The sequence below is a fragment of the Acinetobacter sp. GW821-FHT09D10 genome, assembly GCF_059416285.1.
This window is the reverse complement of the sequence record NZ_JBWKOW010000006.1, coordinates 107,394-122,250: the sequence shown is the minus strand read 5'-3', so window position 1 is coordinate 122,250 and position 14,857 is coordinate 107,394. Positions and strand designations below refer to the sequence as shown.

The following is a 14,857-nucleotide window of genomic DNA, read 5'->3' as shown; positions in this document are numbered from 1 at the left end:
ACCGGCATATGTAACTATGGCAACAAACATTGAATCAACCCTGCATATTTCTGACCTTATTTTACAGGCAAGTCCAGTCGTTCAGTTGGTCATGCTAATTTTATTATTAGCATCAATCTTTAGTTGGTATCTGATTGCCAAGTTACATATGAGTTATAAAAAAGCACATCAAGAAGATGAACATTTTCAGAAAATGTTCTGGTCTGGTGCTGAACTCAATACGCTTTACAACAATGCTCAACTCAACTCAAAACGCTCAGGTCTTGAAGATATTTTTTATCAAGGGTTAAGTGAATTTTTTAAACTTAAAAAACGTCAGGCTCCTGTTTCACAAACAATTGAAGGAACTGAACGTATTTTACGTGTAGGTTTGAGTCGTGATCAGAGCCATTTAGAATATGGCTTAGGTAGTTTAGCAAGTATCGGTTCTGTAGCTCCTTATATTGGTCTATTCGGAACTGTTTGGGGCATTATGAATGCCTTTATCGGTTTAGCCGCTGTTGATCAAGTTACTCTGGCAACTGTTGCGCCGGGTATTGCCGAAGCACTTATTGCAACCGCAATTGGTTTATTTGCTGCAATTCCTGCTGTATTGGCTTTTAACCATTTCACGTCTAAAAGCGAAAGTGTTTACTCTGATCGTGCTTTATTTGCTGAAGAGATGATTGCTTTATTGCAACGTCAGTCTGTGGGTTCATCACAGGAAGATGCATAATGGCAATTCAGCGTTCAGGGCGCTTTGAGCGCATAAAAAAACCACTGAAAAGTGATATGAACGTCGTACCTTATATTGACGTTATGCTCGTACTTTTGGTTATTTTCATGGTAACTGCTCCCATGATTACCAGTGGTATTAAAGTCGATTTACCTCAAGCAAATAATCATCCAATCGAATCAAAAGATATGCCAGCTATGGTAACGATTGGTAAAGATGGCAATATTTATCTTCAGTATGAAGATTACAAAGATAGTGAGCCATTATCTCGTGAAAAACTTGAAGAAGTTTTAAGCGATGCTCAAAAACAAGCTGAACAAGAAAATAAACAACTCACAGTTTTAGTCAATGGTGATAAGTCTCGTCCTTATGGAGAGGTCGTATCACTGATGGCAAGTTTACAAGAAGCAGGTTTAACTCAAGTTGGCCTTCTGACAGAGCCTTTAAAATAAGCTATGAATAAAAATCAAAAGCCACACTTTAAACAAAATGCGATTGCATTGAGCTTTACAATTGGAGTTCATGCAATTGCCATTGTTGGCTTGCTTTTTTTAGGCTTGAGTAAACCACCTGAACAGCCAAAAAAGCTAACAACTATTTTAGTTAAGCCAGAAGATTTACCCCCGCCTTTAGCAAAAGAAATTGAACAAGAGACAACTGCTACAAATGAAGCAAAAGAGGTATTAAGCCCTATTGTAGATGAAACTCTTCCTCAAAATCTTCCAGCAGTGCCCCCTCCTCCGACTGCACAGCAGCTCGCTGCTGAAAAGCAAAAAGCTGAACAGGCACAACAAGCAAAATTAGCTGAACAAAAACGCAAGGCTGAAGAAGCGGCGAAAGCTAAACAAGCAACAGAGCAGCAACGTGTAGAGGAAGCACAAAAGCAGCAGGCTGAAGCTAAACGTCAAACTGAAGCTAAAGCAAGAGCGGAAGCTGAACAAAAACGCAAAGCCGAACAAAGTGCGAAAGCTGAAGCAGATGCTAAGGCTAGACAAAAAGTCGCTGAAGAGGCTAAGCGTAAAGCTGAAGCTGAGGCAAAAGCCAAGCAGCAAAAAGCCAATGACGATGCTAAGCGTAAAGCTGAGGCAGATGCTAAAGCTAAGCAACAAAAAGCTAATGACGATGCTAAACGTAAAGCCGACGCCGATGCAAAAGCTAAGCAACAAAAAGCTAATGACGACGCTAAACGTAAAGCTGACGCCGATGCAAAAGCTAAGCAACAAAAAGCAAATGAAGATGCTAAACGTAAAGCTGACGCCGATGCAAAAGCTAAACAGCAAAAAGCCAATGACGACGCTAAACGTAAAGCTGATGCCGATGCAAAAGCTAAACAGCAAAAAGCCAATGACGACGCTAAACGCAAAGCTGATGCCGATGCAAAAGCTAAACAGCAAAAAGCCAATGACGACGCTAAACGCAAAGCTGACGCCGATGCAAAAGCTAAGCAGCAAAAAGCCAATGACGATGCTAAACGTAAAGCTGAAGCAGAGGCTGAAGCAAAAGCTGCATCTGCTCAAAAAGCACAAGAAGAGGCAGCTCAAAAGAAAGCTGATGCTAAAAAAGTTGCTTCTTCAGCTAGACGTGATTTTGAGCAAAAAATTCGACGCTCTTGGGATGTTCCGACGGGCAGTAGTGGTAAAACAGTTGGTGTTCGTTTTACCCTCTCAGATTCGGGAAGTGTCAATTCAATTGTAATCACGCGTTCAAGCGGAGATGATGCTTTAGATGCAAGTATTAAGGCCGCAATTCAAGCCTCTGCTCCATATCCTATGCCATCAGACCCAGATGCAAGGCGCGAAGCAAGAAGTGTTAATTCTACATTTAGAGCGCAATAATTTTGAAAGAGTTACATGCTTTAAATAGTTTAAGGCATGTAACTATGCTACAAAATCAACAGTCACAAAAATACCAGCTATGACTTTAAACTTATGAATACGAGCCGCAAACACCTGCTATCTTTAGCATTGATCACCGCATTAAGCCCTCTAGCTTCTACAACTGCTTTTGCCCAGTTATATCTGGAAATTGCTAAAGCACCAGATCAGGCACCTAAAATTGCTATTGTCCCGTTTAATAATGACAATGGGCTCTCTCCTATTGTTGAAACTGACTTAAACCGTTCAGGACGCTTTACAAGCTCATCTAAAAATTTACCTGCTAATGCTGCAATCAATCAGATCCAAGCTTCTGACTGGCAAGCTGCCGGAATTCCATATGTAGTTACTGGACAAATTAAACAAACAGCTACAGGTTTTGAAGTTCATTACCAACTTTATGATGTGCAAAAGCAGCAATACATTTTAAATGAACTTTTAAATGTACCTGCTTCACGCATACGTCAAGCTGGCCATATGGTAAGTGATGCTATTTATCAGGCACTTACAGGCATTCCGGGTGATTTTAGTGGCCGTATTGCATATGTTCTCAGAAATCCGGCAACTCCTGCTGAACGTTATACTTTACAAATTGCAGATACGGATGGTGAACAACCAAAAACTGTTTTGTCATCTCGTGATCCAATTCTTTCTCCGGCATGGACACCTGATGCCAAGAAAATTGCTTATGTTTCGTTTGAAACCAAACGTCCAGCAATTTATTTACAAGATTTATCTACAGGGACGCGTGAAGTACTCACAAGCTTTAAAGGCCTAAATGGCGCACCGAGTTTTTCACCTGATGGCCAATCAATGCTATTTACAGCATCTATGAATGGTAACCCTGAAATCTATCAAATGGATTTATCAACTCGCCAAGTCAAACGTATGACAAACGACTCGGCAATTGATACTGAAGCACGTTATACACCAGATGGAAAATCGTTTATTTTTACTTCTGACCGTGGTGGTTCTGCCCAAATTTATCGTTATACCTTTGCTGATGGCTCAGTAAAACGTCTAACGTTTAAAGGTTCATTTAATGCACGTGGAACTCTGAGTGCAGATGGCAAAAAGATTGCTCTTGTTCATCGCCCAAGTGGCAGCAGTTATAAAGTTGCAATTCAGGACATTAATACTGGCATCACCAATATTCTTACCCCAACCAGTTTAGATGAATCACCAAGTTTCTCACCAAATGGGCAAATGGTGGTCTACGCAACTCGTGAAGGCAACCGTGGGTTGTTGTCTATTATGTCTACTGATGGACGTTTCCGTATGAATTTACCAAGTGAACAAGGTGAAGTACGTGAACCGGCATGGGCACCAAAATAACTTTTAATTCCATTGATGGAGATGATCATGAAATCAATCAAATATTTAGCTTTACCCTTTCTTAGCGTAGCACTTGTGATGACAGGTTGTGCTAGCCGCAAACCGGCAGCGACTACAACAACTGGTACAAATCCAAGTACGGTAAACACTTCTGGTTTAAGTGAAGATGCAGCATTAAATGCTCAAAATTTGGCAGGTGCTTCATCGAAAGGTGTAACTGAGGCAAATAAAGCTGCTTTGGCTAAACGCGTTGTTCATTTTGATTATGACAGCAGTGACTTATCTACTGAAGACTATCAAACTCTCCAAGCTCACGCACAATTTCTTATGGCAAATGCAAATTCAAAAGTTGCTTTAACTGGTCATACAGATGAACGTGGTACACGTGAGTACAATATGGCATTAGGTGAGCGTCGTGCTAAAGCTGTGCAAAGTTATTTAATTACCAATGGCGTAAACCCACAGCAACTTGAAGCTGTAAGTTATGGTAAAGAAGCTCCTGTTAATGCAGGACATGATGAATCTGCGTGGAAAGAAAATCGCCGCGTTGAAATTAATTATGAAGCAGTGCCTCCTTTATTAAAATAAAGAATACGCATAAAAAAACGCTCATATTTTTATGAGCGTTTTTTTATAACAACAAAACTTAGGAAGATTTCTTTTCTTCTTCAGAATGTTGCATCGATTCAATCAAATCATGCTTATTAAAATCTTTATATTCAGGTTTTGCCTCATAATCTTTCCAAGCATCCTGAACATTCTCTTTCGAAATTTCATCTAGATTGATTGGTTCACCTGCCGTTGGGGTCGCATCAAACTTCTTTGTTGTCATTTCGATTCTCCTAAAATATACAGTCCGTTGTTATATAATCAACATACCACTTAAAATGGGGGTTGTAAGCATAAATCCAACACAAATAAAGTAAGATAATTTTTATTTTGTGACATTCTCATCTAGAATATGCCACGTATTTATCTGACTCATTTTGATGCTTGAAGCACAGGAGCTATTTTCTATGTCCAACCTCACCTTGTCCCAATTTTTAGAACAACAAAAAGGGAATCTAACACCGGAGTTGGCTCAAGTCATCGATACTATCGCCACTACCTGTAAAACTATCGATCTAGCCTTACAAAAAGGCGCGCTCGCTGGTATTTTAGGAAGTGCTGGCAATGAAAATGTTCAAGGTGAAACACAGAAAAAACTTGATGTGATTTCTAATGACTATTTAATCGATGCATTAAAAGTTCATCCACAAGTAGGTGGTCTTGCTTCTGAAGAGCTTGATGAATTCACACCAGCCCAAGAAAATGGTAAATATCTAGTTTTGTTTGACCCATTAGATGGTTCAAGTAACATCGATATTAATATGTGTGTAGGTACAATTTTCTCTATTCTGCCGGCAAAAAATGCGGTAACACAAGCAGAAGATTTCATGCAAGCTGGTACACAGCAAGTTGCTGCTGGTTATGTACTTTATGGCCCATCAACCATGATGGCTTTAACAGTTGGAAATGGCGTAGCATTCTTTACTTTAGACCCAGAAACTCAAACATTCTTGCTCACTACTGACAATGTTCAAGTTGCAGCAGATACTCAAGAGTTTGCAATTAACGCTTCTAATCAACGTCATTGGGAAGATCCTGTAAAACAATATATTGATGAATTACTTGCAGGTAAAACCTCTGTTCGTGAAAAAGATTTCAACATGCGCTGGGTAGCATGTATGGTGGGTGATATTCACCGTATTTTATGCCGCAGTGGTATTTTCCTTTATCCATATGACTTAAAAGATCCGAAAAAAGCGGGTCGCTTACGTTTAATGTATGAAGCAAATCCAATGAGTATGCTCATTGAACAAGCTGGTGGTGCATCAACTACAGGCCGTGTTCGCATTTTAGACATTGAACCAACAGAACTTCATCAACGAGTTCCTGTGATTATTGGTTCTAAAAATGAAGTTGAACGCGTAACAAGTTATCATTAATAATTTTAATTACTTAGGGCATCATAGTATGATGGTGCCCTTTTGTTGGATATTTCCTTATGGCTGTTATTTTTTTAGAATCAAAAGACAATGCAAAAATTAAACATTTGCGTGGATTAATCGAACTTAGTAACGCCCGAAAAAAACACCAGCAAACAGTCCTTGAAGGTACCCATCTTTGTTTAGCTTGGCTACAGCAACAGAAGAAGCTTTTCTCTTTATTTACGACAGAACAAGCATTAGAACACGCAGATTTAAAAGAAATAATCGAACTGCATCAAGGTCATATCTTTGTTATTAGTGAAGTTTTATATAGAGATTTGAGTACATTAGGTACGAGTCTTCCTTGTTTGGCTATTATCGATCTGCCTAAAACTTCATCAACAATCGATTACAACGTAGATACCCTGATTTTAGAAAATATCCAAGATCCTGGTAACGTAGGCACCTTACTACGTTCAGCAGCAGCAGCAAATATTAAACAAATTATTTGCACACAAGGCTCTGCATCACTTTGGTCTCCACGAGTTTTAAGAGCAGGTATGGGAGCTCATTTTAGCTTACATTGTTTTGAAAACTTCCAACTCACAGATATTCTTCCAAAATTTCAAATTCCAGTTTTTGTTACGAGCTCTCATCACTCAACAAGCCTCTATTCACAAGATCTTTCAAAACCCTGTGTATGGATTTTAGGAAACGAAGGTCAAGGTGCTAGTGATTACGCATTAGATCACGCACAATCAGTGACTATTCCTCAACCAGGTGGGCAAGAGTCATTAAACGTAGCAATTGCAGGATCTATTTGTTTTTTTGAGATGGTTCGTCAACGCCAATAAAACGTTAATTTATTTTACATCTCACATATTTGTGAAAAAAATCAATTACACTAGTAAAAAATAGCCGATTGTTGTCAACCTCCCACCTCTTTTCAACGTTATATAAGAGATATATTGAAGATAAGGTGGGTATGTCCAATGACAGGATTTTCCATCTCCATGGATTTAGCACCGAAAAAGTCTCGATCGGAAACATCTAGTGCTCATGCAAGCACGGCTGAGCAACGCCTGAAAGTTTTCATGCAAGATGTAACTGGTCGTGCTTTGGTGATGATGGAGAGTGCTACCCAAGGTCAACAAGGTATTGCAATGGATTTGGTTCAAGAAGCATTTATTGCTTTACACAAATCTTATGCCGATAAAAGTACTGAAGAATGGTATCCCCTGTTTTATACGATTTTAAACAACAAACTTCAGGATTGGCGCCGCAAAGAATCTCGTAGAGCAAACCCATTTTCATTCTTCAAAAAAGTTAGTCTGGACAATGACGACGACGAAATTATTGATGTAGTTGATGAAAAAGCCATTAATCCTGCGGATTTTCTCGATCAAGCAGTGACTATCGAAGAAATTCGAGAAGCGATTTCAAAGCTACCAGTTCGTCAACAACAGGCATTTATGTTACGTGCATGGGAAGGTTTTGACACACACACAACAGCTCAGATCATGAACTGTACCGAAGGTAGTGTAAAAACCCATTATCACCGAGCAATTCAGGGACTTAGAGAGTACTTGGCCCATTTAAATCCCTTGGGAGGTTCTGATGAATCATGATGATTTCACTAAAAAGGTGACGTCTAAACTTGATAGTTTGGCACATCACCATAAAAATAAAACAGTGGTCATGAATCATGTGCTTGACCATATTGAACAAAAACCAGCCTCTTTTTATAGTGTCTGGAAAATGTCTGGTTTTGCACTTGCAGCAGCGATCACAGGTTTTGTAATTTTACCTAATTCAGCAGATATTGTTGATAAGCCACAAAATCAAGTGATTGTAAATCCTAAATTATCCCCACAAATGGTGGAAGATTTAGAAATGCTAATGGTCTTGGGTGAGGATAAAGTACAACATGGCAGCTAAAAAATTAGCTCTTATCCTTTGTTCATTAAGTTTCTTGCAAACCAGTTTTGCAGGTTTTGAACGATTTTGGATTTTTTCTAAAGATGCCAATACACAAGTTGATGACACATGGAATGCCCTTTCTGAAGAGGAACAACGTGCAGTTATTAAACGTTACCAGAGCTTAAAAGAGTTACCAGCGAATCAAAGTACGAACCTACAGCAACGTATGGACTGGTTTACTCAGCTCCCCGATGCTGAAAAAGAAAAAATGCGTGAAGCATGGCAAAAAATGAGTACACAGGAACGTAATGATTTACGCCAGCGTATGCTTAAAGCGAATGGTGAAGAAAGAACAGCTATTCGTGAAGAATATATGAATAAGTATTTAGAACATTAATATAGTATGTGAAGTTCACACACCGTGAGTTTCATGATTTATAGAGTTTCCATAAAAAGCCTCCAATTGGAGGCTTTTTTATTTTATATAGTTTATTTACGGTAGCGTCTATAGACCGCTAAACCAAGTAAAGATGCTATAGATAGAATTCCTAAGCTACCGCCGCCGCCACTACTCCCTCCACCAGCAGCAGTATTACTACTAACTAAACTTAGAGTACCAGCATTTGAAATTTTATTATCAGCGTCATATACGTAATAAGTTAATGTATCATTGAAGTTATTAAAACTATTTTTAGCCTGAATATAAATATTACCACCATAACAAGTATTATCCTTATCATCACCTGGGCAAGGACCTTCTCTATCTGCCTTCACGACCGTAAAAATTCCATCTTTTGAGCTTTTACTAGGTAAATAAATTGGTAAGTCCGCAAATTGAGGCTTATTAGGCTTTGTAATAAGTACACTAACTGGCCCATCTCCATCATCGTTTGCATATTTAAGTAAATTTAATGGAATTATTTCATTTGCTAAATATTGGAATATTACCTTGTCATTATTTACTACTGGTGCAACATTATCAAATCGGGCTTCTAACAGTCCGGATGTTTGCGTAGAACCATCTTTAGTACTAATCGTATATTTACAATAGTTGTAATCACCAGCTTGGGTAGTAATATCATCCGATCGATAGAATATAATTTGCTGTAAAGCACTATTCCATTCACAAAAAAGTCTATCGTCTTTTTTGACGCTTGTCACTTTATCGTCTATCAGTCCTGTTCCAACAGATTCAAGATTAATATTATAGTCCGTACTATTAAAAAATTTTAATATATGATTACTACCTTCATTTGGCAAAGGTAAACCATTTGCCTTCAAATCAATATAGATAGCTCGATATTTTGCATTTGCCTTAGTTTGATCAAGAAGATTTTTATAATTTGCCAAATCTATTTTTAAGGTATCCCATAAATATGAATAAAGTGGATTAGTGAGATTTTTTTCTACAGTATCATATTGTGTTTGATATCCCTCAAGTAAAGTAGTAAGTGATTCATTGCCTAAACCTCTTAAATCACCAGCAGTCAATTTCATTAATTCTACAGAACCTATATCACAGCTATTACGAGCAATGTTATCTGGCTGATAATATAATTTATTAGTTGGGCGTCGAGCTAAACCACGTTGATCTATATTAGCACATACAGCTTTACCATCAGAATCTACATCTATCAGATCTTCTTTTCCTGAGGGCAATTTTAATGGAAAATAAAGTGGTAAGAAGCCTGTTACTGCTGCAGCTTCATGGCGCTCAAGTAAAGCACTAAATGGAACACCTGAAATATCAATTGTCTTATTAGCTGAAGAAAGTATTTCTGTTGGTAAATCACATTTATCAGTATTATTACTTAAATTTAGTGCATTAAAAGATAATCTAAGACCAGAGTTTTTCAAATCAGCTGCTGAGCCTGCCAAATATCGACAAGAATAACCATCTGTGTTAAATCCAATTATATTAAACGTTAATTCTTTTCCACCTAAACTATCGTAGAGAAAAGTAGTGTGGGCCTTGTTTTGGACAATAGTATTATTTTGTAATTTTAAACTACTTCCACCACTTAGAATGGTTGATGGATTCGTTGTAGTACCCGGAACCGCATCTCCTGTAAATTTCAAAATCACTCCATTTACAGTATTTGCGATATTTTGAGCAATCGTATTAATAGTAAATTCAACTTTCGGTTCACCACAAAATTCAAATGTACTAGCAGAATTATTTGAACCATTTTTGATAATACTTGAAGATGTAAGAGTAACATCACGTTTGGAATACTCGGTACCGTTACTACAACTCATTGCTAACACACTACCAGTCGTTGCCTGATTGCCTTGCAATAAGGAATGAGTTACCGATAAATTCACCCCACTACCACCAAGAAAGACAGCTCCACCTTTCAGTGCTTGTGAATTCAAAATTTGAGTATTTAATAAGGTAACATTACCACCCGCATAAATAGCCCCGCCTTGATTTGAAGCCATACCATTTTCTAAAATAATATTTTGCAAAAATAATGCTTTTTGATTTTCTGCTGTATTAAATATACGTGACTTGCCTGCTGCATTAATACGAGTTTGAAGAAGTGGTAATGCAGGATAATCATTTGTTAATACATTCTTTTCTGACCAAATTTTATCTTGCTCGCGTTCTCCGTAACCATAAATAGAAATATTAGCATTTGGTACTAATTCTTTATTTAAAGTATAAGTCCCTGCTTTTAGTTGAATTACCTGATCGGCATCCAAACTAAAAACAGTACATCCATAGGCGGATTTACGAGTTTCTGCAACTTTAATAGCTTCTCTTAATGAACATGCATTAGCATTTTCACCATCTTCATCAGCAAAAGTTGTAACCTCAATTCTTTTATTTGTGGTATCTGCAAAAAGTGGTATATTTGCAAGCACAGCTAATGCTAATAATGCTTTTTTATAATTTTTCATAGTCCTCATCCCTGATTATGACTTGAAACGGCGCAAAGCAATTAAACCTAATAAACTTAAAATAAAGCCGCCACCAACACTACCCCCACCTCCAGTACTGACAGATTTGTCTTCAATTCCAGATACAGGGTCCTGAACAATTCTTGTTGGGATAGTAATATATTGAAACTCTACGCCTTCATTAAAACGAGAAACACTCGTAATAACCTGAATGCTAAAAATATCTGCACCATGCCAGTTACCATTTGGTGTATAAATTACATTTCCATTTTGATCTAGAGTTATAGTACCTTTAGAAACTGGAGTATCCGTACTTTGTTTAATTCGAAGACATCCTGGTTGCCATTCTTTTCCATCAGCACGCTCTCCAAATAAACGTTTGCATGTAGCTGGAGTCACTAGATCTGCTTCACTTAAAGAACCCAAAATATTAAATTTAGCAACTTGGCCGTATCTAATATCTTGACCTACTGAAGACATCTCTGTGTTTAAAATATATTCGATTGCGCCTAGATCACACAGCTCATCATAACCGCTACGTTTTTTCCCACGTTGATCAACATTTTCACAGCTTGCTAATCCGACTGAAGTGGCGTCACTATATAAACGACCTTTATTAATAATTAAGGAATCAGCTAAAGTATTATAACTTTCTAACAGTCGAGGTTTAAAAAAACCCAAGAAGCTATCTTTAGGCGTGCTAAATGGGCATAACAATCCTTCTTTTGCTGTTACATCACAGACACCTTCATCTGTAGTTCCTGCAATTAATTTTTCATTATTAGGATAGATAATATTTGGAAGTTTTGAGGTCGCATTCCTATTACATTCTGCTGTAACTAAATTACTTTGTATGATTGCTTTATCAGCAGTACTAGCCTGACAATTGATTGTATTCCCAACTAAAATACTATTTAAAATAGAAGCATTACCTTGCGGGGCATCTAGAAATAGCCCTTTGTCATTTTTGATCATGGTAATGTTATTAACAAACATTCCATCTCGAATATTTGCAATAAAACCTACTTTATTGTGGAAAAAAGTACTGTTACTCAATCCGGTAGCGCGCTGACTTAAGTATCCAGCTGTGCTTGCATCATCAAATTTATTTGCATTAAAAAAAAGTGATCCAGCTGCTGAACTAGCTTCATTATCTCGGATCACAGACTGAGTGACCAAATACAAAGGCTGCTCGCTATAAATTACTCCACCTTCTGTTGCTTTATTATTCTGAATAAGAGTATTGGTAATAGTGACGAAACCATAAGTCTGGCCACTTTTTGTGACAAGCCCTCTATTATAAATTGCTCCCCCTTGAGCTGCATATCCATCGATTAAACGAGAGTTTTGGATCTTCAACATTTCATGATTATCGATCAACCCACCAGTGACGGCTTTAGATTTTAAACCCGCACCTTGTAAGTTAAGATCAGTTAGCGAAACAGAAATCGATGCTTTTTCAACACTTGCATCATCAACTATAAATAACCCATCTGTACCAATCATTTTTATTGTAGCGTTATGTGAACCTGGCTGATCGGTATCAACTAACGTAGAATCATTCTTAACAGTACTGATTGTTAAAGGTGCTGTGATCTTTATTTTTTCATTAAGTGTGTACTCTTTATCCCTTTGCAGAATAATGTTTGTTGAGTCACTACCTTTACATCCGTGATAACCCTCTTTTACAGAATCTACATCTGTAGAATTACTTGAGTTACGCTTATTTAACAGCTCTACAGCCTCACGTAATGAACAGACTGTATTATCGACGTCTTCATCAATTGTAGTTGTGACTTGAATATCGGCAGAATAAGCGTGTCCAGCAGCAGCCAATAAAGCAAAAGCAATGCTCCGTTTGAGCATACCCATCTCCTTACATCTTTTTTCATTTTTTTTGTCAATATTGCAAAAATTTTACTTTTGCAATCGCATCCTTTGTGCGTACTTTGTCACAGCAAGTAGAATTTCTCAAGACATTTTGGTCGGTCTGTAGAGTCATTTTTGAACCAGATTACAAAAAGCTTCATACATTTAAAAAACTTTTTTAAATACAAAAATGTGAACCATTAAAAATTAGAAAGAGATTTAAAAAGATATATAGGCAAGTGCTCTGAAACTAGATATCTTGTGCCAGAGACTCTATTTTTAATAGGTTTTTATAAATTTAGACAATGCAATAAAGCAAAATGAAAGAATATCTATTGTTGATATTCATCAATCAAAGCATAAATTTGTCTTAAAGTTGCATTTGAAAGTTTTGTTTTTTCGCCTTTGAGCAATTTTTCTAATTGGGCAACTGTCTGTAGCAAAAGAGAAGCTTGATGAGGGCCATGTAACAATAAATAGTCAACAATTTGCTGATCAAAATGAATACCACGTCTAGACATTACAGATGTCACCAAAGCATAGCGGTCCGCATATAAACTTCCACTCGGCACTTTAACACTGACAGCTTGGGTAAGTCGTGACTGTAAATCTGGTAATTCCAACTTTAATTCAATAGGCGCTACACGCGAAGAAAATACCAACTGCCCTTCGTGATTATTCATTAAATGAAAGACAGCTTTTTGCCAATGAGGAACACCACTAATCGATTCAATATCATCCAGAGCAACAAGGTCATAATGCTCTAAAGAAGTAATTGCTTCGATAGGAGCATCCAGGAGTTCAAGCAAAGAAACTTTAATCGCAGATTTGCCTATTTCTAAATAAGAGTCACAAATTGCGGAAAGTAAATGACTCTTACCTGTCCCTGCCCCACCATAGATGTAAAACCTACTGACTAGACCAGCATGTAGTTGACGCACAGCATCGACTACATTCCCCCAACTTGGTCCCGAGAAATCACTGATTCGAGCATCAAGTTGAGGTTCTATATCCAGTTGGAGTTGACGCATATATCGAATTAACCTTGAAATTATTTCTGGTCAGATGGTTTCAGTTTATCTGTATCTTGCTGTGTTTTAACCTCAAGATCAAGCTTAGTGCTTTCGGTTTCTACATGAATTTGCTCAATATCACCTTGTTGTATGACTAACGCAGACGGTGAAGCGTAAAGTGAGCTTCTTTCATAGTTATCTCTTAAGTGTTTCAACAACACTACAATAACAGCCGCAACAGGCAATGCAATTAACATTCCCAAGAACCCTGCAAGTTGCGCGCCTGCCAATACTGCAAAAACAACTGCTACAGGAGATAGACCAATTTTATCGCCCAGTAAGAATGGCTGTAGAATATAGCCCTCTACCGCTTGGCCAATCATAAAAACTACACCAACGAGTAATAAATGCATCCAGTCCAATCCGAACTGGAACAAGCTTGCGATAACCGCTGCAATAATACCTACTGCAAACCCTAAATAAGGAATAATACTGGCAAGGCCAGCCACCATACCAATAATAAGACCAACTTCCAAACCAATGAGCTGCAAACCAACCGCATATACTATGCCTAGCAACAGCATGACGAGAAACTGACCTTTAACAAATGCCCCTAAAACGCTATGACATTCACCAACGATTTGCAAGGTAGTTGCTTCATATTGACGTGGAATGAGACGACGTAAGTTCTGTAACATACGATCCCAGTCTAGTAAAAAATAAAAAGCAATAATTGGAATTAAAACAACTGTTCCACCAATCTGAATAAAATTCAAACCAGACTGGGCCAATTTTAATAACACTGACTGAATACTATCGGCACTATAATTGGTTTGAACATATTCCATCACAGCTTTTGACATCTGCTCTGTGTCAATTTCCATTGCCTGGAGATTAAAAGTTGAAGATACCCAAGGCAAAAAGGTAGCGTTAATCCAGTGAATACCAGCTGGAATACTATCTCGGGCATAAACCAATTGTTTCCAGATTAGAGGAACCAAATACCACAAAGCGATGGTTAAAGTTACACCTATTCCTATAAACACCACGCTAATTGCTAACCAGCGAGGCAATTTGATTTTTACCAGAACATCAACAAGTGGACTGAATAAATAAGCCAGGAAAAAAGCGCCGATAAAAGGAATGACTACAGGCTTGAGTAAGTACAATACCCATACCAGCAATACAATACCTGCGAGTAAAAAAATACGGCGCAGTATACGATCTTGCATAAAATCTAGCCTTTTTTGATTTAAT

Annotated in this window: 15 protein-coding genes; 10 read left to right on the top strand and 5 right to left on the bottom strand. The window is 37.7% G+C overall.

The features are described 5' to 3' along the window. The first annotated feature begins 16 nt into the window (after nucleotides 1-16). The 5 genes from tolQ to pal all read left to right on the top strand — a co-directional run bounded on the left by tolQ (nucleotide 17) and on the right by pal (nucleotide 4,512). Nucleotides 17-715: a protein TolQ gene (tolQ, locus tag AC07M3_RS14105; RefSeq protein ID WP_003650232.1), complete on the top strand. Its 699-nt coding sequence runs from the start codon at nucleotides 17-19 to the stop codon at nucleotides 713-715. Further along, the gene (gene tolR / locus AC07M3_RS14100) at nucleotides 715-1,167 is read left to right on the top strand and encodes a protein TolR (RefSeq protein WP_003650231.1); all 453 of its coding nucleotides are present in this window, start codon (nucleotides 715-717) and stop codon (nucleotides 1,165-1,167) included. The genes tolQ and tolR overlap by 1 nt, the downstream gene beginning before the upstream one ends. A 3-nt stretch (nucleotides 1,168-1,170) precedes the next feature. Continuing rightward, nucleotides 1,171-2,550, top strand: coding sequence for a cell envelope integrity protein TolA (gene tolA, locus AC07M3_RS14095; RefSeq protein ID WP_494567587.1), 1,380 nt, complete (start codon nucleotides 1,171-1,173; stop codon nucleotides 2,548-2,550). Nucleotides 2,551-2,643: 93 nt separating this feature from the next. After that, nucleotides 2,644-3,924, top strand: a complete 1,281-nt coding sequence (gene tolB / locus AC07M3_RS14090) for a Tol-Pal system beta propeller repeat protein TolB (RefSeq protein WP_004643698.1) — start codon at nucleotides 2,644-2,646, stop codon at nucleotides 3,922-3,924. Between the two features lie 27 nt (nucleotides 3,925-3,951). Continuing rightward, complete coding sequence (pal, locus tag AC07M3_RS14085; protein WP_009393712.1) at nucleotides 3,952-4,512, top strand: peptidoglycan-associated lipoprotein Pal; 561 nt, start codon at nucleotides 3,952-3,954, stop codon at nucleotides 4,510-4,512. Nucleotides 4,513-4,570: 58 nt separating this feature from the next. Here pal and AC07M3_RS14080 read toward each other — a convergent pair whose 3' ends face one another. Next, nucleotides 4,571-4,756 (bottom strand): NF038105 family protein, encoded by a 186-nt coding sequence (locus AC07M3_RS14080; RefSeq protein WP_003650227.1) that lies wholly within the window; start codon nucleotides 4,754-4,756, stop codon nucleotides 4,571-4,573. Nucleotides 4,757-4,940: 184 nt separating this feature from the next. Between AC07M3_RS14080 and AC07M3_RS14075 the strand changes: the two genes are divergently transcribed. The 5 genes from AC07M3_RS14075 to AC07M3_RS14055 all read left to right on the top strand — a co-directional run bounded on the left by AC07M3_RS14075 (nucleotide 4,941) and on the right by AC07M3_RS14055 (nucleotide 8,211). Continuing rightward, nucleotides 4,941-5,912, top strand: a complete 972-nt coding sequence (locus tag AC07M3_RS14075) for a class 1 fructose-bisphosphatase (protein WP_092706565.1) — start codon at nucleotides 4,941-4,943, stop codon at nucleotides 5,910-5,912. 59 nt (nucleotides 5,913-5,971) lie between these two features. Next, a complete protein-coding gene (locus tag AC07M3_RS14070; protein WP_494567586.1) occupies nucleotides 5,972-6,748 on the top strand; it encodes a TrmH family RNA methyltransferase in 777 nt (258 codons plus the stop codon). A gap of 159 nt (nucleotides 6,749-6,907) precedes the next feature. Next, complete coding sequence (locus AC07M3_RS14065) at nucleotides 6,908-7,522, top strand: RNA polymerase sigma factor (protein ID WP_005045802.1); 615 nt, start codon at nucleotides 6,908-6,910, stop codon at nucleotides 7,520-7,522. Continuing rightward, nucleotides 7,512-7,832 (top strand): hypothetical protein, encoded by a 321-nt coding sequence (locus AC07M3_RS14060; RefSeq protein WP_494567585.1) that lies wholly within the window; start codon nucleotides 7,512-7,514, stop codon nucleotides 7,830-7,832. Before AC07M3_RS14065 ends, AC07M3_RS14060 begins: the two co-directional genes overlap by 11 nt. Then, complete coding sequence (locus AC07M3_RS14055; RefSeq protein WP_004790640.1) at nucleotides 7,822-8,211, top strand: DUF3106 domain-containing protein; 390 nt, start codon at nucleotides 7,822-7,824, stop codon at nucleotides 8,209-8,211. The genes AC07M3_RS14060 and AC07M3_RS14055 overlap by 11 nt, the downstream gene beginning before the upstream one ends. Nucleotides 8,212-8,303: 92 nt before the next feature. Here AC07M3_RS14055 and AC07M3_RS14050 read toward each other — a convergent pair whose 3' ends face one another. The 4 genes from AC07M3_RS14050 to cxpE all read right to left on the bottom strand — a co-directional run bounded on the left by AC07M3_RS14050 (nucleotide 8,304) and on the right by cxpE (nucleotide 14,832). Further along, entirely contained in the window at nucleotides 8,304-10,718 is a 2,415-nt protein-coding gene (locus AC07M3_RS14050; protein WP_307011370.1) for a CSLREA domain-containing protein, read from the bottom strand. 15 nt (nucleotides 10,719-10,733) lie between these two features. Continuing rightward, nucleotides 10,734-12,584 carry a rhombotarget A gene (gene rbtA, locus AC07M3_RS14045; protein WP_307011368.1) on the bottom strand — a complete coding sequence of 617 codons (1,851 nt, stop codon included), beginning with the start codon at nucleotides 12,582-12,584 and terminating at the stop codon, nucleotides 10,734-10,736. Nucleotides 12,585-12,919: 335 nt separating this feature from the next. After that, nucleotides 12,920-13,618: a DnaA regulatory inactivator Hda gene (gene hda / locus AC07M3_RS14040; protein WP_003650214.1), complete on the bottom strand. Its 699-nt coding sequence runs from the start codon at nucleotides 13,616-13,618 to the stop codon at nucleotides 12,920-12,922. 20 nt (nucleotides 13,619-13,638) lie between these two features. Continuing rightward, nucleotides 13,639-14,832 carry a chloramphenicol efflux transporter CxpE gene (gene cxpE, locus AC07M3_RS14035; protein ID WP_045429480.1) on the bottom strand — a complete coding sequence of 398 codons (1,194 nt, stop codon included), beginning with the start codon at nucleotides 14,830-14,832 and terminating at the stop codon, nucleotides 13,639-13,641. Nucleotides 14,833-14,857 lie beyond the last annotated feature (25 nt).